Here is an 18,289-nt window from a genome sequence, read left to right as displayed (position 1 = left end):
TCCGAGGGCCGGTCACCCGGGCGTGCACAATGGCGCAGGTCACCGCACCAGTAGTCGCAGGCGGCCGCGAATTGGATCCGCACCGCCGGAAGAGAGGGGCCAGAGGGTGTCCTGGCAGGAGGAGCTCCGCAAGCTGGACGAGGAACTCGCCTCGGGCCGGCTTTCCGCCGATGACTACCGGGTACGCCGGGATCAGGTGCTCTCCTCGGCGGTCTCGCCGGGCGAGAACCCGGCTTCCGGTGGGTTCGCGCAGCAGCAGGCGCCGCAGCAGCAGCCCATGTTCCAGCCGCAGCAGCAGCAACCGCAGCAGCCCCAGCCGGGCGGCGCGGACGCCACGCAGGTGGTGGCGCCGGTGAGCCCGCCGCAGGGCACACCACAGCCGAACGCGGCCGAGGCCACCCAGATCGTGCCGAGCGCCGATCCGGGCGCCGACCGCACGCAGGCGGTGCCGCCGCGCTGGCAGACCCAGGCCCCGCCGCAGCCGAACTACCAGCAGCCGGGTTATCCGCAGCAGCAGCCGAACTCGCCGGCCGGCGGGTTCCAGCAGCCCGGTTACCAGCAGCCGGGTCCGCACTCGGGCGGCTTCGTCCAGCAGCACCCGCAGCAGCAACCCCCGCAGCAACCGCAGCCGGGCTGGAACCAGCCGGACGGCGACCTGAGCCCGCCCTGGGGTGGCTCGGAGTTCCCGCCGCTTTCGCCCGCGTCCAGTTCGGAGTGGACCCGCCAGGGCCCGGAACTGTTCGAGGAGTCCAGCGGAAAGGGCAAGGGCGGCAAGGTCGCCCTGCTCGCGCTGGTCGCCCTGCTGGTGGTCGGTGGCCTGGTGACCGGCGGCATCCTGCTGTTCTCCGGTGACGACGAGCCGGTGACCCCGCCGGTGGCGCAGTCCACCGCGCCGCCGCCCGGCCCGCCGAGCCCGGCCCCGCCGACGAAGAGCTCGCCGAAGCCGGTGGACAAGAACGCGCCGCTGATCGAGCGCATCCCGCTGCCGCCGGGCACGGCCGACAGCGGCAGCGGCAAGCTCGAGCTGGCCCAGCTCGGCGAGAAGTCCATCATGGACGGTGAGATGGTGTCCGCGCTGAACAGCAACGGCGCCACCGAGGCCGCCTGGCGTGGTTCGGTCAAGGGCGCGGACGCGAACAGCCCGTACCCGGACAAGTTCTCCATCGCCGCGGTCCGGCTGCCGGACGCGGAGAAGGCGCAGGCCTCGCTCGCCGCGATGACCGGCCGGATGGACGACCTCGGCTACATCTCGGTGAAGGACCCGCTGGAGAACATCCCGTCGGACGTCCAGTTCTACAAGGACGTCAACGAGAAGAAGGCCGCCTACTACGGGGTCTGGGTTTCCGACGACGTGGTGCTCCAGGTGCACGTCTCGCTGGACCCGCTGCCCTCGCCGGCGAACGACGCCGAGGCCGCGATGAGTGGTAGCTGGCAGCGCCAGGTCATCGCCACCCTGGCGAACTTCCCCGTTTCGGCCAACTAAGTGGTCGGTTCCCGGCTCACCACGGCGCTGGCCGGCGCGATCGTGGCCGGCGCCGGGGACCGCTCGGCGCTGAGCGACGAACTGCACTTCGCCGCGCGCGAGCCGGCGGAACGGCCGCATCTGGACCGCGGCCGGGCGAACCTGCTGCGCGCGCTGGACCTCCCGGCCCGCGCCAAGGTGCTGCACCTGGGCGCGGGCAGTGGTTCACTGACGCGCCACCTGGCCGAGACGGTGTCCGAAGTGGACGCTGTCGAGCCGGATCCCGCGCTGGCGAAGATCATCGAGGACCGCACCGCCGGGCTGACCGGCGTGCGGGTCCTCGCCGAAGTTCCCGACGACAAGTACGACATCGTGGTCGCCGTCGGAATTCTGGAAACACTGCTGGACCCCGATGAGCGGACGGCCTTTCTCCGCGCCGCGCGCGAACGACTGGCTCCCGGCGGCACCCTGTGCCTGGCCGCGGAGAACCAGTTCGGCGTGCGGAACCTCGCCGGGGCACCGGATCGGCACACCGGCCGCCGCTGGGACGCGATCGAGGGGCACCCGTTCGGCGGGCCCACCCGGCTGATCGCCCGCCGCCCGCTGGAAGAACTGCTGCGCGAGGCCGGGTTCGGCACCACGCGCGTGCTCGGCTGCTTCCCCGATTTCCGGTACACCCGCGTGGTTTTCGACCGCGAGCTGCTGACCGCGCACCCGCGGCTGGCGATCGAACTGCCACGCCTGCCCAGTCCCGACGAAGGGGTCGACGCCCCGCGTCCGGTCGACGAGGCGAAGGTGTGGGCGCAGCTGGTCGGAGCGGGCCACGCCGAGGACGCCGCGAACGCGTTCCTCGTGCTGGCCACGGTTTCCGGCGTGTCCCCGCTGTGGCCGGACGGCAGGCTGGCGAAGTACTTCAACACCGATCGCGCGGCACGGTGGTGCACCGGCGCGGAGGTGACCAGGCACGAGGTCCGGCGCGAACCACTGCTCGCGCCGACCGGCGACGGCCCGGTTTCGGTGCAGGCGTGGACCGATCCGATCCACGACGGCCCCACCATGGTCGGTGTGCTCGCGGAACAGCCGTGGCTGGCGGAGGAACTGCTGACCGCCTGGCGTGGTCTGGTCCACGAACACGCGGCCTCGCTCGGGCCGGCGCTGTGGGACCTGCTGCCGCACAACATCGTGGTCACCGGCGACGGTGAACTGCGGCCGATCGACCTGGAATGGCGCTTCGCCGAGGCGGACCCGGACACCGTGGTGGCGCGCGGCCTGCTGCTCACCGCCGAACGGCTCGCCGGGCTGGCGTGGCCGGGCGCGGGCCCGTCGAGCACGGTGCGCGATCTGGCCGCGTGGCTCGGCGCCTTGCTCGGCGTGACACCGGACTACGTGGACGAAGCGGTCGACCGGGAAGCCCGGTTCCAGGCCATCGGGGTGCACGGGGGCATCCCGACGCAGGACACGGAGAGCACAATACGGGCGGCTTGGCACGGACGGCTCGCCGAAGCCGTCGCCGTGCGGGACGAACTACCAGGGGTGGATGGATGAGCGAAACGCTGGACGAGACCGTCGCGCGGGTGATGGCGGGCGTGAACACCACGATCGCCGACGGCGACAGCATGTTCGCCGGCAGCACCGAGCACTACTTCAGCGTGGCCAAGGACGCGCTGCGCGCGGTGCTCGCCGCACTGCAGGTCACCGGGCGGCCGGAACCCAAGCGGCTGCTGGACTTCGGCTGCGGTTACGGCCGGGTGCTGCGCGCGCTGCGCGCCGCCTTCCCGTCGACCGAGCTGATCGCGTGCGACATGGACCCGGCCGCGCTGGCCAGCTGCGCCGAGGCGTTCGGCGCGCGGGCGATCACCGGCGCCCCGGACCCCGACCACATCGAGCAGGTCACCGACGTGGACCTGATCTGGTGCGGTTCGGTGTTCACCCATCTCGACGCCCCGAACTGGGGTCCGCTGCTGCGTTACTTCTCGCGCGCGCTGGCCCCCGGCGGCGTCGCGGTGGTCACCACGCACGGCCGCCGGATGGCGATGCGCGCCGAGGCGGGCCACAACTACGGGCTGGACGCGCGCGCCACCGACCGCGTGCTCGCCGCGTACAAGGCCTGCGGTTTCGGCTACAACGACTACGTCGGTTACGACGGCTACGGCATCTCGCTCAGCTCGCCCGGCTGGGCGGTGCAGCGCGCGATCGAGGCGCCCGACCTGCGCCTGGCCGGTTACGACGAGGCCGCGTGGGACCGCCACCAGGACGTGATGGTGCTGGTCAAGGACGCCAACGCGACGTTGAAGGCGGACCTGTGAGCGACGGTCCCAGAGTCCACTTCGAACTCGACCACCCACCGGCCGAGTTCGTGGTGCCGGGCGACGTGCTGCCGGTCAGCGGCTGGGCGCTGATGGACGGGTTCGCGCCGAGCTTCGCCGAGGTGCTGGTCGACGGCGCGGCACCGGTCAGCGCGCGCATCCGCATCCCACGTGCCGACGTGGCCGCCGGTTTCCCGGCCTACGGCGAAGCGGGCACCTGCGGGTTCGAGGCGCGCGTGGCGCTGGACCTGCCGCCCGGCGCCGAGCACCGGGTCTCGCTGCGGGTCCGGCTGCGCCACCACGAAGCCGGCGAGTGGACCTCGCCCGCGCGCTACTGCACGGTCCGCAATCCCGCGCGCGACACCGACGACGAGCAGCTCGCGGCCGCGCTGCGCACGCGCTCGGGCAGCCTGCTCACCCAGGTGCGCGCCGAGGCCGATCCGCGCCACGTGCTGGTCTTCTCGCACGGGCTGAACCTCGGCGGCGGCCAGCTGTGGTTGCAGGAACTGCTGAACGGGCTGGTCAAGCAGCACGGCTGGCGGGTCACCGTGGTCACGCCGGTGGACGGGCCGCTGCGGCAGGACTGCGCCGACCTCGGCATCGACGTGCACCTGACCCGTCCGTACCAAGTGGACACCGTCGCCGCCTACGAGGGCCACGTCACCGAGCTGGCCCTGATCGCGAAGACCTCCGGCGCGAGCGTCGCGCTGGTCAACACGATCACCGCGTTCCCCGGCGTCGACGCGGCCCAGCGCGCCGGGCTGCCGGTGACCTGGGCCGTGCACGAGAGCTTCCCGCTGGGCACCTTCGCCTACGAGACCTGGCGGGCGGGCATGAACCCGACCGTGCGGGCCCGCTGGGAGCAGTTGTTCGCCGAGGCCGACCAGCTGACCTTCGTCGCCGACGCGACCCGCGAGATGTACGAGCGGTACAGCCCGGCCCACCGCGGCCGGACCATTCGCTACGGCTCGCCGATGGTGCGCTTCGACGGGCGGACCAGCGGCCGGGTGCGGCACGAGGCACGCGAGCGGCTCGGCCTGCCGCCGGACGCGCTGGTGGTGCTGAACGTCGGGATCATGGAGCCGCGCAAGGGCCAGGCCGGGCTGATCGCGGCGATGGACCGCGTCCGGCGGCGGCACCCCGAAGTGCTGCTGACCGTGGTCGGTTACCACGACTCGCAGTACGGGCTGGCCACCGCGGAGCTGGTGCGCCGGATGGGTCTCGGCGACTGGGTGAACCTGGTCGAGGTGCAGCGCGACCCGGTGCCGTGGTTCCAGGCCGCGGACCTCTTCGTGAACAGCTCGGACCTGGAGTCGCTGCCGCGCTCGATCCTGGAGGCCGTGTGCGTCGGGCTGCCGGTGGTGGCCAGCGACGTGTTCGGCGCGCGCGAGATCGTCGCCGACGGCCGCACCGGCTGGCTGTTCGAGCCGAACGACGTGGACGCGCTGGCCGTGGCCCTGCTCCGGGCGCTGGAAACCCCGGCGCGGGAGCGGGCCGAGATCGCCGCGGCCGCCTTCGCCGAGCTGTCCGGCTGGCTCGATCCCGCGGGTTATGCCGCGGAGTACTCGCAGGTGCTGGAATCCTTGGGGACTGATGATGACTGACCGTGAATTCAGCACGCTGCCCGGACCGGTGCGCGCCGAGCTGACCCGGCTGCGGGCCGAGCGCGAGGTGTACACCGCCGAACGCGAGCGCCTGCGGAACGAGCTGGCCGAAGCCGAGGCGAAGCTGGCCGAGGCGACCGCCGAACGCGACGAGCTGGCCGAAACCCTGGACGGCGAGCGGTCCGAGGAGCACCTCGCTTCGCTCACCCGCCGTGCCGAGGAGGCGGAGGCCGAGGCGCGCGAGCGGGCCGCCGAAGCCGAGGCCCAGCGCCAGGAGACCATCGCCGCCAGGGCCGAGCGGGACACCCTGCGCGCCGAGCTGGCCGCCGCCCGCGGTGAACGCGACAGGCTGCGCCTGACCCTGCTCGACGCCGAGCTGAGCCTGGCCGGGCAGCCGATGCCGGTCCGTCGCGCGCCGGGCGGTCCGGAGTCCGACGAGCGCGCGGCCCAGCTGGCGGCCGAGGTCGCGGAGCTGTCGAACGAGCTGGAGGCGACCAGGTCCACGATCAGCTGGCGGGTCACCGCGCCGCTGCGAGCCGTGCGGAAGCGGACCGCGCGCTGATGGCGGACCTCTGCTTCGTTTCGGGGATCGGCGGCTCGGTTTTCATCGACGAGCTGCTCGACGTGGTCGCCGACGCCGTCCGCCGGGCCGGTGGCCGCGCGCGGACCGCGGCCGGCCGGTTCCCGGAGCCACGCGCGGACACCGTCTACGTGACCGTGCCGCACGAGTACTTCATCCTCACCCCGGAACACCTCCGGCCCACCCCGGAGCAGCTGGCCCGCACGATCGGGTTCTGCGTGGAGCACCCGGGCACGCTGTCGTTCGAGCGGACCGCGAAGTACCTGCCGAAGCTGGCGTGCGGGGTGGACATCAATCTCGACTCCACCGAGGAACTGCGGCGGCAGGGCAATCGCGTCGAGCACTTCCAGCTCGGTTACACCCCGCTGTGGGACCGCTGGGGCGGTGACCCGGACAGCCCGCGCGAGGTGGACGTCACCTATCTGGGTACCGAGGAGCGGCGGCGGTCGCGGCTGATCGCGTCGTACTGGCGTGACCTGGAGGGCGTGCGCTCGCGGCTGCTGGTGCCACCGCACGAGATGATGGGCCCGCCGCGGGTCGACTTCCTGCCGGGCTCGTCGAAGCACGAGCACCTGGCGAACTCGCGGATGCTGATCAACCTGCACCGCGGCACCACGGTCGCGCTGGAGTGGGTGCGGGTGCTCGAGGCGTTGTGCAACGGGTGCGTGGTGCTGACCGAGCCGTCGGCGGACCTGGATCCGCTGGTGCCGGGTGAGCACCTGGTGGTCGCGCGGCCCGAGGCGCTCGGTGCCGCGGCGGCGGCGCTGGCCTCGCAGCCCGCGCGCGAGCGGGACCTGCGCCTGGCCGGGTACGACTTCGTGCGGAACAAGCTGGACCTGCCGGGCTCGGCGAAGATGCTGATGGAACTGGCTTCCGGGCTGGTCACCGGCAGTTCGGAACTGGTCGAGACGCCGCTGACCCGGCTCGCGGTCGGTTCGCGGTCGGCGGCCGAGTCGCTGTCGGTGGAGACCCCGGCGTGGGACGTCCGGTTCGCGCCGGGTCCGGAGGGACCGTCCGGCGAGTCGGACGCTTCGGCGTGCGCGATGGCGGTCGACCGGATCCGGTACGCGCGACGGGCGGCGACGCGGCGGTGGATCTCGGGCACGACGGTTTTCCCGGAGGCTTCGCGGGCGCCGGTCGATGTGCTGCTGGTGCGTCGGCCCGGCGAGCCGGACCCGGTGGAACTGGCCGGTGACCTGCTCAACGGCACGGTGCTGCCGCGGCGGATCCTGGTCGGCGAGGACGGTGCGCTGACGAGTTCGGCGGTGCGGCCGTACGACGTGCTGGAGCAGGAGTTCGCGCTCGGGCGCGGGTACACGCGGAACGCGCTGCTGGAGCGGTCGGACGCGCCGTGGCTGCTGGTGCTGGACGCTGGTCTGCGTGCTTCGCCGGTGTTGCTGGAACGCCTGCTCGAAGCGGGCACGGACGTGGCGCACTGCCTGATCGGCGACCCGGTCGACGGCCTGGTGGCCGCCCTGCCCGCCGAGGCCAGACGGCTCCGGCGGCTGCCGTACCTGGGCTGCGGTTACCTGGTGCACCGCTCGGTGGTGGACACCCTGGGCGGGTGGACCGAGGACCCGCTGTTCGACGAGCTGGAGGACCACGTCTTCTGGCGCGGTGTGGCCGACGGTGGGCATCGGAGCACGCTGGTGCAGCAGGTGCTGCTGCGCCGGATGCGACCGGACCCGGCCCCGCGCCCGGTCGACCTCGACCCGCACCGCGTGTGGGCGGCCATCCAGGCCGGCTAAAACCCAGGCCGCCGATCGGGTGAGGTCTGCCGACGCGCGGAACGCTTCCCACTCCGGTGCGCCTTCCTGAAGGAGCATCCGAGGGAGAAGGGAGGCGGCCATGTGGGTGGAGATCACCATCGTCGCCGCGCTCGGCGTTGTGTTCCTGGTGCGCTTGGCGATGCAGCTCCGCCGGGGGTGAGGCGGGTCAGGCCGCCGCGGTGGCGGTCAGCGCGTCCCGGTACCAGTCGGGCATGTGGGCCTCGTCGCGCGGGAAGCGGTGCTGCTCGATGGCGACGTCCTGCGAGCCGAGCGGTTCGCGGAAGGCGGGCTCGTGCTCGTCGCTGTACTGCATGGTGAAGTGCTCCGGCCCGTCCAGCACGTAGCGCGCGGCGAACCAGGTGCCCTCGCCCTCGCGGTACATGCCGCCCCGCAGGTCCTGGAAGCGGTGCCAGGCCTCGACCGGCGGCTCCCACACCTCGGTCTCGCCGTTCTCCCCGGTCAGCCCGGTCCGCACATCGATGTGCTTGCCGACCTGGCGGTATTCGATCTCCAACCGCTGCCAGTCGGCGGGCAGCGCGGCGAGTACGGTGCTCGTCAGCTCCTCGATCTTCTCGCCCTGCTGGTCTCTGTCGAGCGTCGGCCAGGCGGCCATGGATCCGGTCTCCTCATGATCGAACTACTGTCCGAAGTGACCATATCGCTCCTTTGGCGTAACCGCAGCGTTTTCAGCGTGAGCTTTGTGACGTTCAGTGTTCACTGCCCGCGGGGCTTCACCAGACCCGACTCGTAGGCCAGCACCACCAGCTGCGCCCGGTCGCGAGCGGCGATCTTGGTCATGATCCGGCTGACGTGCGTGCGCGCGGTGGCGGTGGAGATCACCAGGTGCTCGGCGATCTCGTCGTTGGACAGCCCGCCCGCGACCAGCGCCAGCACCTCGCGCTCCCGCTCGGTGATCTCGCGGATCGCCCCGGTGTCCACCCGCCGGTGCTCCGGCCGCCCGACGAACTCGGCGATCAGCCGCCGGGTCACCGTCGGCGCCAGCAGCGCCTCCCCCGAGGCGATCACCCGCAGCGCCCGCAGCAGTTCGACCGGCTCGGTGTCCTTCAGCAGGAACCCGCTGGCCCCGGACCGCAGCGCCTCGTAGACGTACTCGTCCACGTCGAAGGTGGTCAGCACGAGCACCTTCACCCCGTCCAGCTCGGGGTTCACGGTGATCCGCCGGGTGGCCTCCAGCCCGTCCGTGCCGGGCATGCGGATGTCCATCACCACGATGTCCGGCCGCTCCCGGACGGCCAGCTCGACCGCCTCGGCCCCGTTCCCGGCCTCCCCGCAGACCTCGAACCCGTCCTCGGTCTCCAGCAGCACGCGGAACCCGGCCCGCACCAGTGCCTGGTCGTCGGCCAGCACCACCCGGATCGTCATTCGCCGTCCTTCCCGTTCATCCCGGTGACCGGCAGGCTCAGCCGGACCTCGAACCCGCCGTCCACCGGACCGGCCTCCACGCTGCCGCCGAGCGCGTCGGCCCGCTCGCGCATCCCGCGCAGCCCGTTGCCGATCCTGGGCGCGGTCGCCCCCATGCCGTTGTCGCGCACCCGCAGTTCCAGCCGCCCGCCGGGCCGCGCGAAATGAACGTCCACAGTAGACGGCTGGTTGGCGTGGCGGACCACGTTGGTCAGCGACTCCTGGAGAATGCGGTACGCGGCGCCGTCGATGGGCGCGGGCAGCTCACCCGGCTGGCCGTGCACCCGCACGGCGAGCCCGGCGGTCCGCGCGTGCTCCAGCAGCTCGTCCATCTGCGCGAGCCCGGCGACCGGCCCGCGGTCCTGCCCCGACCGCAGCACGGCGAGCGTGGCTCGCAGGTCGACCAGTGCCGACGCGCTGGCCTCCTTGATGTTGAGCAGCGCTTCCTTCGCCTGCTCCGGCCGCCGGTCGGCGACGTGCACGGCGACACCGGCCTGCACGTTGATCATGGCCAGGCTGTGCGCGACCACGTCGTGCACCTCGCGCGCCACCCGCAGCCGCTCCTGCTCGGCCAGCCGCTGCTCGTGCTCGCGTGCCTGCTCCTGCGCGGCGCGGGTGGCCTCGCGGCGGGCCCGGATCGCGGCGCCGATGCCGACCATCGCCAGCGCGGCCGCGGCCAGCGCGCCGGACGCGGGCGAGGGCACCGGGTTCCCGCTGGACACCACGTAGATCCCGTACATCGTCACCAGCAACGAGCCGCCCGCGATCGCACCGGCCAGCGCGCCGCGCGTCACCGTCAGCAGGAGCAACGAGAACGCCGAGGCCACGCTCACCGGGCCGCCGGGGTAGTCCGACCAGTAGTAGGTCATCGCCAGCGCGGAGCACACCGCGAAAACCACGATCGGGAAGCGGCGCGCGACCACCAACGGCAGTACCGCGGCCACCAGCCAGGCGTAGCCGAGCGGGTCCAGCGGGCGGAACGGCTCGGCGGCCGGTTCCCATTCGTTCTGCCAGCGCGACGCGGCGCTGGTGAACCCCAGCACAAAAACCAGCAGCAGCGCGGTCAGGACCAGATCGGCCCAGCCCGGCACGCGCCTTCGACTCCCCGTCACCACCTTTGAAAAGCTACGGCACCGGATGGACCAGCACGTCCGTTCAAAAGCGGCTGTTGGATTACGACGTGTGCGTTAGAGGGCGCGCAAGTAGGACAGGTGGATGGCCGTCGTGATCGAGGTGGGCGCCGCCATGTCCTATTTGCGTGCCCTCTTACGTGAAGGCGGGTAGTTTCGCCGCGGTTTCGTCGTCGGCCGGGGTGAAGGTGACCAGTCGGAGTTCGGACCGGCAGCCCAGCCAGAGATAGGTGGCGTCGAAGGCGAGCAGGCCCGCTTCCGGGTGCCGGTAGCGCTTGGTGAAGTTCTTCGGTGCCGCGACCTCGTGCCGGTTCCACATCACCTCGAACTCCGGTGACTCCGCGCGCAGCCGTTTGACCAGGCACTTCCAGCCCGGCTCGGTGAGGTGACTGGCCATCGCGGCGCGGAACTGGGCCACCGACGCCGGCATGTTGTCCGCCCAGCCGATGATCCGGCTGCGCCAGTCCGGCCGGGTGAACGCGAGCAGGATCGAGTTCCGCTCGTCGACCGGCACGTCGGCGACGCCCATCAGCCAGTCGTAACCGCGGTTGAAGGCGAGGATGTCGGTGCGCGTGTTCTGCACGATCGCCGGGAACGGCTCCAGCTTGGCCAGCATGTGCTCCAGCCCCGGGGAGATCGCCTGGCACTCCGGGCCCATCGTGCGCGCGACCCCGGCCAGGGTGAACAGGTGGGTGCTCTCGTTGCGGTCCAGCCGCAGCGTGCGGGCGATCGCGTCGAGCACCTGCTCGGACGCGCGGATGTCCCGGCCCTGTTCGAGCCAGGTGTACCAGGTGACGCCGACCCCGGCGAGCTGCGCGACCTCCTCGCGGCGCAGTCCCGGCGTGCGGCGGCGGGTGCCGTGGGGCAGCCCGACCTCCTCCGGCGCGATCCGCGCCCGCCTGCTGCGCAGGAAGTCGGCGAGAGCGCGGCGTCGGGCGGCCTCGGGCCGCGGCGGCGCGTCGATCATCATCGTCACCGCTCCACCATGACACCACCGCCAGCCTGGTACCAGGTAGTGCCACTACCAGGATATCCACGGTCTGGTACCAGGCTGGGCCCGCGCCGAACCTGGGTTCCGTGACCACCACTGAGATCCGACGGCCGCCCATCCCCGCGGCCGGGACCCTGACCACCGCCGGGCTGACCACCGTGCTGCTCGGCATGGCGCTGCCCCTGCTCGACTTCTTCATCGTCAACGTCGCGCTGCCCACCATCGACGCCGATCTCGGCGCCTCCACCGCGACGCTGGAACTGCTGGTCGCCGGCTACGGCACGGCGTACGCGCTGCTGCTGGTGATCGGCGGCAGGCTCGGCGACGCGTTCGGCAGGCGGCGCCTGTTCCTCGCCGGGCTCGCCGCGTTCACCCTCACCTCCCTGCTGTGCGGCCTCGCGCCGACGGCCGGCGCGCTGGTCGCGGCCAGGATCGCGCAGGGCGCGTCGGCCGCCATGCTGATGCCGCAGGTGCTCTCGGTCATCCAGGCGAGCACGTCCGGGGAACGCCGCTCCCGCGCGCTCGGCATGTACGGCGCGGCGGGCGGCATCTCGATGGTCGCCGGGCAGCTGCTCGGGGGCCTGCTCATCCACGCCGATCTGGCCGGTTCCGGCTGGCGGCCGATCTTCCTGGTCAACGTGCCGATCGGGCTCGCCGGGCTGCTGATCGCCCGGCGCACGATCCCGGAGAGCCGGTCCCCGCACCCGCTCGGCGTGGACGGCCGCGGCACCGCGTTGTTCGGCCTGGCCATGCTGGCGCTGCTGATCCCGCTGCTCGAAGGCCGCGCGCTGGGCTGGCCGGGCTGGGTGTGGGCGCTGTTCGCGGTGTTCCCGTTCGCCATGGCCGGTTTTGTGGTGACGCAGCGGCGGAGCGAGCGCGCGGGCAAGGTGCCGCTGCTGCCGCCGTCGGTGCTGCGTTCCCCCGGCCTCGGACGCGGACTGCTGCTGGCCTCGCCGTTCTTCGCCGCGTTCTCCGGGTTCATGTTCGCCTTCGCGGTGGCCAGCCAGGACGGGCTCGGCCTCGGCCCGCTCGGCTCCGGGGTGGCGATGAGCCCGCTCGCCCTCGGTTTCCTGGCGTCCTCGCTGGTCAGCAGCAGGCTGGTGGCCCGATTCGGGGTCCGCGTGATCACCTACGGCACCGGATTGCAGGCCTTCGGCATGGTGGTGCTCGCGGTGACCACGCTGGTCGCCTGGCCCGACCTGGACGTGCTGGCGTTCGCGCCCGGGCTGCTGCTGACCGGGCTCGGTCAGGGTGCCGGGATGACCACGGTGTTCCGGGTGGTGCTGGCGCGGGTGCCCGCCGATCGCGCCGGGGTCGGCAGCGGGGCGCTGACCACCGTGCAGCAGACCTCGATGGCGCTCGGCGTGGCCGCCTTCGGCACCTTGTTCGCCGTGGCCGCCGAACCCGGCATGCTCGGCATGCGGAATGCGTTCGTGCTGATCATCACGATTCAGGCGCTCACTTCACTGCTGTTGTCCATTTTCTCGGCCAAATTGCCGGACCCGCGCTGACATTTGTCATTCCCGCCATTCCGAATGCTGGAGCAGCAATGCGTCCCAGAGCAATTTCACCGCCGGGGACTGCTCACCGCGGCGGGCGAATGCGCCGACGAGCACTTCCAGTCGCGGGTCGACGTCGTTGACCACCGGAATGACGCGCAGGCCGCCACCTTCGGGAATCCGCCCGTCGGTGGCGGCCTCGCCGATGCCGCGGGTGACCAGCATGCAGCCGCGCACCAGCCCGGAGTGCAGCAGTTCGAACCCGTAGTTCAGCGTGTCGATCTCGGCGGCCACGTCCAGCTTGTCGCGGTAGCCGGAACCGAACCAGCCGCGCAGGATCTCCGCGATCAACCCGGTCGCGGAGACCACCAGTGGCAGCGTGTGCAGTTCCTTCGCGCGCAGCACCTGGCCGGGCAGCTGGGACTCCGGCAGGTTCGTGATCACCGAAAGCCCGCTGCGGCGCCATTCCAGCACCTCGCACTCGGCGAACTCCTCACCGCCCGCGGTGACCACGCTGCCGCACACCACGTCGGCGCGCTTGTCCGCCAGCGCGGGCAGCAAGTCCTTGGTGCGCAGGTGGAGGAAGCGCAGTTCCACACCGAGACGGGACAGCTCACCGGCGATCTTCTCGCTCACGCTGGTGACAAAACCGAGGGTGAACCTGGTGGTGCCGACGGTCAGCGTCTCGCCGGTGCGGCGGCGGCCCTCGTCGATCTCGTCGAGCCAGTCGGCGAGCGTGCGCCGCGCGCGTTCCACCATGGCCTTGCCGGTCTCGGTGAACAGCACGTCCTGCCCGCGGCCCTGCTTGACCACGAGCGGCTCCCCGCAGAGCTCGCCGAAATTGCGGTTGAGCGTGTCCAGCTGCTTCTGGATGCTGGACTGGGCGCGCCCGAGCGCGCGGGCCGCACCGAGCGCTGTCCCGGTATCACGGACGGCGATCAGGGTGCGCAGCTGATCCATCGTGGTGTCCAGCAACGATTGCGGGCTCTGGAGCAACCGATTCATAAGCGAGGAGTGTAGACCCGGCGAAACTGATCCCCGCACCACTTGAACAAATCTGGAAATTACTTCCGACAATTACTTCTCAGCGCCACCCGTTCCGTGCCAGTATTTCGCCCGCCGCTGATGGCTTCCCGCTTACTTCCCATGCTGGCTAGGAGAAACACGCCCGTGACCCATCCCCCCATGACCGCGGCCGAGCCGGTGGCCCCGCCCAGGCGGCCGGGCACGCTGACCGCACTGCTGTTCACCGCCGGAGCCGCCGCCGTGTCCGCGGTGGCCGGTGCGGTGATCGTCCTCGCGGGCGGCGCCGAACTCGCGGCGGAGAACGTGCGCTCGGTCTTCGACCAGCTCGCTCCCGAATTCGGCCTGTCCGGCATGAGCGCCGCCGAGGTCCAGGAGCTGTCCGGCTCGCTGTGGCAGGAAATGATCGACTCGCGCACGACCAGCCTCGCCGCGCGCAGCGTGATCGCCGTCTTCTTCGCGGTGTGGGTGCTGGGCTTCGCCCTGTGCACCGGCAAGGCCGCCACCTGGGCCAGGGTGCTGGTCACCATCGGCTCGGTGCTGCTGGTGCTGACCCACCTGCTGATCGTCTCCGACTACCCACCGGGCGCGGTGGGTCCGCTGGGCTGGGTCGCCGTGGCGACCGGCCTGGCCGCGGTCGTGCTGTGCTGGTTGCCTGCCAACAACCGGTACGCACGCGCCGCGAAGCTCGCTCACCGGCCCTGAGGGGGGTCGTGAGTGGACAGCTCCCACTCACGAGGTAGAGCGAGACGCAGGTCGGGCCGGGTCGCCGCATAGCGGTAGGCCCGGTCCTTCGCTGTCCACGGCACCGGACCGGAGACGGCCAGCACCCGCCGGGCCCGGCGCAGCCCGCCCGGCGTGTGCAGCTGCCGCAGGTCGTTCCCGAGCACTTCGGCGAACGCGATCGGCGCGGTGTCCTCGTCCACGAACAGATCCGTCCACAGCGACTCGAGGATCGCCTCCGGCGGCTTGGGCGCTTCCAGCCGGAGCCGGTAGTTCGCCCAGAATTCGCTGGTGAGGCCCGGTTCGAGCGTCCGCCGGATCTCCACCGTGACCGGGTACGCGTCCAGCAGGTCGAGCAGGCCGAAGCCGAGCATCAGCCGCGCGTAGCCGTCCAGGTACGGCTCTTCGAGCAGCTCCCGTGCCCATTCGTGCGCGACCTCGTCCGCGTCCAGTTCCTCCCCGCGTGCCAGCCACCCGCCGTCCGCCTCGACCACGTCCCGGTCGGCGAGCCAGGTCCGCACGCGTTCGACCACGTCCATCCGGCCAGTGTGCCCGCTCGGGCGAAATTCGCGAGCGAGGCGTCGGAGCACCGCCCCGCCGGACGACGATGGAGATGTGAACGAGCCGAGGGTGCACCGTGACCCGGCGTTCGCGCTGCTGGAGCTGTACGACGCGGCGTTGCCGGAGGTCTACGGCTACCTCCTGGCCAGGTGCGGGGACCGGGTGGTCGCCGAGGAACTGACCTCGGAGACCTTTCTCGGCGCGGTCCGGACCTGCCGCAAGGCGGGTGCCGGGCCGGTGTCCGTGCCCTGGCTGATCGGGGTGGCCAGGCACAAGCTCGCCGACCACTGGCGCCGCCGGGCCCGTGAGGAACGCGGCCTGCGGCTGGTGCACGACGAACAACCCGAAACCGTCGACCCGTGGGACGCCGAACTCGATGTGCTGCGGGCGCGCGAGGTACTCGGTTCGCTCGGCGCCCACCACCAGGCGGCGCTGAGCCTTCGCTACCTCGACGGCCTGCCCGTGCCCGAGGTCGCCGAGCACCTCGGGCGCACGGTGCACGCCACCGAAGCCCTGCTGGTCCGGGCGCGAGCCGCGTTCCGCCGAGCGTATGAGGAGGGGGAACAGTGACCGATCCGTTCGACTCCCTCCGGTACCTCGGCGAGCCGGTCGACCCGGATCCGCGGTTCGCCGAAGAACTGCGCGACCAGCTGCGCCGCGCGGTGCTGAACGGAGGAGAGATGACCACCACCGAAACCACCACCGAGGCCAAGGTCCGCTCGCTGACCCCGTACTTGGTGGTGACCGACGCCCGCCGGGCGCTGGACTTCTACGTCGAGGTGTTCGGCGCGACCCGGCGGGCCGACCCGATCGTGATGGAGGACGGCCGGGTCGGGCACGCGGAACTGGCCATCGGCGACACCGTGCTGATGCTCGCCGAGGAGTTCCCCGAACTGGGCAACGTGGTCGCGCCCGAGGGCGGGCCGCTGATCCGGATCGAGGTGCCGGACGTGCGTGCCTCGGTGGCCCGCGCGGTCGAGCTGGGCGCCGAGGCGCAGGGCGAGGTCGAGGACCGCGGGCACGGGCTCACCGGGCGCATCAAGGACCCGTACGGCCAGCGCTGGCTGATCAACCCGGCACCGGCGCGCCCGTTCGAGAACGGGCCGGAGATCCGGCACGGCCACGCCCTGTACTTCACCTTCCAGGTGCCCGACGACGCCGCCGCCAAGGCCTTCTACGGCTCGGTGCTCGGCTGGCAGTTCAGCCCGGGCTCGGTCCCGGACGCCTGGGGCATCGAGGGTCACGGCCTGCAGGGCGGGCTGTGGGGCGGTGACCGCCAGGCCGGCTGGAAGCTGATGTACGCGGTGGACGACCTGGCGGCCGCGGTCGACCGGGTCCGCGCGGCGGGCGGCCGGATCGTCGAGGGCCCGAAGCGGGAGCCGTACGGCCTGACCGCCGACTGCGTCGACAACCAGGGCATCGAGTTCTGGCTCTGGGAGGCTTAGCGACCAACGGCGTACCCCTGCATGCCGCGGGGGTTCGCCGCCGCGCGCAGGACGCCGTTCTCGTTGGACACCGCGGAAAGCCGCCCCAGTCCCCACTCGCCGCCGTCGGTGACCCGGTGCCCCCACGCCCGCAGTTGGTCCGCTGTGGACCGTCCGAGCCGGGACTCCACCACGATCTCGCGCGGGCTCCACGCCCGCGGGTAGAACGAACTGGGAAAGGCGGTGGTGTGCCAGGCCGGGGCGTCGATGCTCTCCTGGAGGTTGAGCCCGCCGAGCGTGTGCGCCAGCCAGAAGCACAGCTGCCACTGGTCCTGCTGGTCACCGCCCGGGGTGCCGAAGGCGATCCGGGGCTCGCCGTCACGCAGGGCCATCGACGGTGACAGCGTGATGCGCGGGCGCTTGCGCGGCGCCAGCGAGTTCGGCAGGCCCTGCTCCAGCCAGAACATCTGCCCGCGCGAGTCGAGGCAGAAGCCGAGTTCGGGGATCGCCGGACTCGACTGCAGCCAGCCACCGGACGGGGTCGCCGAGACCAGGTTGCCGAACCGGTCGGCCACGTCGATGTGCACGGTGTCGCCGCGGGTTTCACCGGTCGGCATGACCGTCGGCTCGCCGACCGCGCCCACCGCGGCGGTCACGTCGCGCAGGGAGTCGAGGATCTTCGGCAGCTTCGGCGTGCGCCCGCCCGGTGAGCCGGGCCGCAGTTCGCCGCTGGCCTCGTCGCCGATCAGCTCGCGGCGCCGCGCGGCGTACTCACGGGACAGCAGGTCGTCCAGCGGGACGTCACCGCTGTCGCCGTACCAGGCCTCGCGGTCGGCGAAGGCCAGCTTCGCCGCCTCGACCGCCAGGTGCACCGTGCGCGCGGTCGGCTTTCCGTCCACATAGGACAACTCGTCGCGCAGGCCGTCCAGCAGCAGCACCTGCTGCGCCAGCGCGGGCCCCTGCGTCCAGCCGCCCGCCTTGACCAGGCTCCAGCCGTCGAGGTCGACCACCACGGCGTCCTCGTAGGTCGCTTCCCAGTTCGCCAGGTCGTCGCCGGTGAGCAGACCGGCGTGATCGCGGCCGGAGTCGTCGCGGAAAGCCTTGCGGGAGAACGCGTCCACGTACTCGGCGACAAAGCCCTGCGACCAGGCGCGGCGGGCGGCGTCGATCTGCGCCTCGCGGCCGCTGACCGCTTCGGCTTCTTCGAGCAGCCGGGTCCAGGTGCGCGCCAGGGTCGGATTGCGGTGCACGCCCTTGGCGGACTTGCCGTCGGGCAGCCAGATCTCGGCCGAGGTCGGCCAGTGGTCGGTGAACAGCTCCGCGACCAGGTCGATCGTCGCGCTCACGCGGTCGACCAGCGGCACCCCGTTTTCGGCGTACGAGATCGCATAACCGAGCACCTCGCGCAGCGACTTCGTGCCGTGGTCACGCAGGAGCAGCAGCCAGCCGTCCCAGGCACCCGGCACGGTCGCGGGCAGCAGGCCGCTGCCGGGGATCAGGTCCAGGCCGAGGCCGGCGAAATGCTCGGGCGTCGCGGCCGCGGGCGACGGGCCCTGCGCGGCGAGCAGCCGCGGGGTCGGGTCGTCCGCGGTGGTGAACAGCGCCGGGACCTGACCGGCCGGACCGCAGAGGTGGGGTTCGGCGACCTGGAGCACGAAGCCCGCCGCGACCGCCGCGTCGAAGGCGTTGCCGCCGCTCTCGAGCACCGCCATGCCGGTGGCCGAGCCGAGCCAGTGTGTCGACGCCACCATGCCGTATGTGCCGGTCAGCTCCGGCCGAGTCGTGAACACGGGCA

The 18,289-nt window shown here is 72.0% G+C and carries 17 protein-coding genes; 10 read left to right on the top strand and 7 right to left on the bottom strand.

Translation table 11 applies throughout. The features are described 5' to 3' along the window. The first annotated feature begins 106 nt into the window (after positions 1-106). Genes YIM_RS00580 through YIM_RS00555 form a run of 6 tightly spaced genes read left to right on the top strand, consistent with a single transcriptional unit; the run spans position 107 to position 7,700 of the window. A complete protein-coding gene (locus YIM_RS00580) occupies positions 107-1,483 on the top strand; it encodes a flagellar basal body-associated protein FliL (protein WP_153028468.1) in 1,377 nt (458 codons plus the stop codon). Beyond that, positions 1,484-3,007 carry a class I SAM-dependent methyltransferase gene (locus YIM_RS00575; RefSeq protein WP_153028467.1) on the top strand — a complete coding sequence of 508 codons (1,524 nt, stop codon included), beginning with the start codon at positions 1,484-1,486 and terminating at the stop codon, positions 3,005-3,007. Next, entirely contained in the window at positions 3,004-3,768 is a 765-nt protein-coding gene (locus YIM_RS00570) for a trans-aconitate 2-methyltransferase (RefSeq protein WP_153028466.1), read from the top strand. The genes YIM_RS00575 and YIM_RS00570 overlap by 4 nt, the downstream gene beginning before the upstream one ends. Beyond that, positions 3,765-5,372 carry a glycosyltransferase family 4 protein gene (locus YIM_RS00565; protein ID WP_228004481.1) on the top strand — a complete coding sequence of 536 codons (1,608 nt, stop codon included), beginning with the start codon at positions 3,765-3,767 and terminating at the stop codon, positions 5,370-5,372. Before YIM_RS00570 ends, YIM_RS00565 begins: the two co-directional genes overlap by 4 nt. Next, positions 5,365-5,934 carry a hypothetical protein gene (locus YIM_RS00560; RefSeq protein ID WP_153028465.1) on the top strand — a complete coding sequence of 190 codons (570 nt, stop codon included), beginning with the start codon at positions 5,365-5,367 and terminating at the stop codon, positions 5,932-5,934. The genes YIM_RS00565 and YIM_RS00560 overlap by 8 nt, the downstream gene beginning before the upstream one ends. Further along, the gene (locus YIM_RS00555; RefSeq protein ID WP_153028464.1) at positions 5,934-7,700 is read left to right on the top strand and encodes a glycosyltransferase family A protein; all 1,767 of its coding nucleotides are present in this window, start codon (positions 5,934-5,936) and stop codon (positions 7,698-7,700) included. Before YIM_RS00560 ends, YIM_RS00555 begins: the two co-directional genes overlap by 1 nt. Positions 7,701-7,887: 187 nt before the next feature. On the opposite strand, the gene YIM_RS00550 is transcribed toward YIM_RS00555, so the two are convergent. The 4 genes from YIM_RS00550 to YIM_RS00535 form a co-directional block, all read right to left on the bottom strand. Continuing rightward, on the bottom strand, positions 7,888-8,334 hold the full coding sequence (locus tag YIM_RS00550; RefSeq protein WP_153028463.1) for a hypothetical protein: 447 nt from the start codon (positions 8,332-8,334) through the stop codon (positions 7,888-7,890). A gap of 101 nt (positions 8,335-8,435) precedes the next feature. Beyond that, positions 8,436-9,104: a response regulator transcription factor gene (locus YIM_RS00545; protein ID WP_153028462.1), complete on the bottom strand. Its 669-nt coding sequence runs from the start codon at positions 9,102-9,104 to the stop codon at positions 8,436-8,438. Further along, on the bottom strand, positions 9,101-10,234 hold the full coding sequence (locus YIM_RS00540; RefSeq protein WP_153028461.1) for a sensor histidine kinase: 1,134 nt from the start codon (positions 10,232-10,234) through the stop codon (positions 9,101-9,103). The genes YIM_RS00545 and YIM_RS00540 overlap by 4 nt, the downstream gene beginning before the upstream one ends. Positions 10,235-10,409: 175 nt before the next feature. Beyond that, positions 10,410-11,243 carry a helix-turn-helix transcriptional regulator gene (locus YIM_RS00535; protein ID WP_228005107.1) on the bottom strand — a complete coding sequence of 278 codons (834 nt, stop codon included), beginning with the start codon at positions 11,241-11,243 and terminating at the stop codon, positions 10,410-10,412. 107 nt (positions 11,244-11,350) lie between these two features. On the opposite strand from YIM_RS00535, the gene YIM_RS00530 reads away from it, so the two are divergent. Then, the gene (locus tag YIM_RS00530) at positions 11,351-12,775 is read left to right on the top strand and encodes an MFS transporter (protein ID WP_228004480.1); all 1,425 of its coding nucleotides are present in this window, start codon (positions 11,351-11,353) and stop codon (positions 12,773-12,775) included. A 6-nt stretch (positions 12,776-12,781) separates the two neighbouring features. On the opposite strand, the gene YIM_RS00525 is transcribed toward YIM_RS00530, so the two are convergent. After that, positions 12,782-13,768, bottom strand: a complete 987-nt coding sequence (locus YIM_RS00525; RefSeq protein ID WP_228004479.1) for a LysR family transcriptional regulator — start codon at positions 13,766-13,768, stop codon at positions 12,782-12,784. 165 nt (positions 13,769-13,933) lie between these two features. Between YIM_RS00525 and YIM_RS00520 the strand changes: the two genes are divergently transcribed. After that, positions 13,934-14,491: a hypothetical protein gene (locus YIM_RS00520; RefSeq protein ID WP_153028460.1), complete on the top strand. Its 558-nt coding sequence runs from the start codon at positions 13,934-13,936 to the stop codon at positions 14,489-14,491. Here the strand turns inward: YIM_RS00520 and YIM_RS00515 are convergent. Next, entirely contained in the window at positions 14,479-15,048 is a 570-nt protein-coding gene (locus YIM_RS00515; protein ID WP_153028459.1) for a hypothetical protein, read from the bottom strand. The two genes, YIM_RS00520 and YIM_RS00515, sit on opposite strands and share 13 nt — an antisense overlap. 76 nt (positions 15,049-15,124) lie before the next feature. Here YIM_RS00515 and YIM_RS00510 point away from each other — a divergent pair, with 76 nt between their 5' ends. Then, positions 15,125-15,640, top strand: coding sequence for an RNA polymerase sigma factor (locus YIM_RS00510; RefSeq protein WP_153028458.1), 516 nt, complete (start codon positions 15,125-15,127; stop codon positions 15,638-15,640). Next, entirely contained in the window at positions 15,637-16,515 is an 879-nt protein-coding gene (locus YIM_RS00505) for a VOC family protein (protein WP_153028457.1), read from the top strand. The genes YIM_RS00510 and YIM_RS00505 overlap by 4 nt, the downstream gene beginning before the upstream one ends. On the opposite strand, the gene YIM_RS00500 is transcribed toward YIM_RS00505, so the two are convergent. Beyond that, entirely contained in the window at positions 16,512-18,284 is a 1,773-nt protein-coding gene (locus tag YIM_RS00500; RefSeq protein WP_153028456.1) for a gamma-glutamyltransferase family protein, read from the bottom strand. The two genes, YIM_RS00505 and YIM_RS00500, sit on opposite strands and share 4 nt — an antisense overlap. Positions 18,285-18,289: the final 5 nt, after the last annotated feature.

This window comes from Amycolatopsis sp. YIM 10, assembly GCF_009429145.1.
Classification (GTDB): Bacteria; Actinomycetota; Actinomycetes; order Mycobacteriales; family Pseudonocardiaceae; genus Amycolatopsis.
This window is presented reverse-complemented; position numbering and strand designations above follow the sequence as displayed.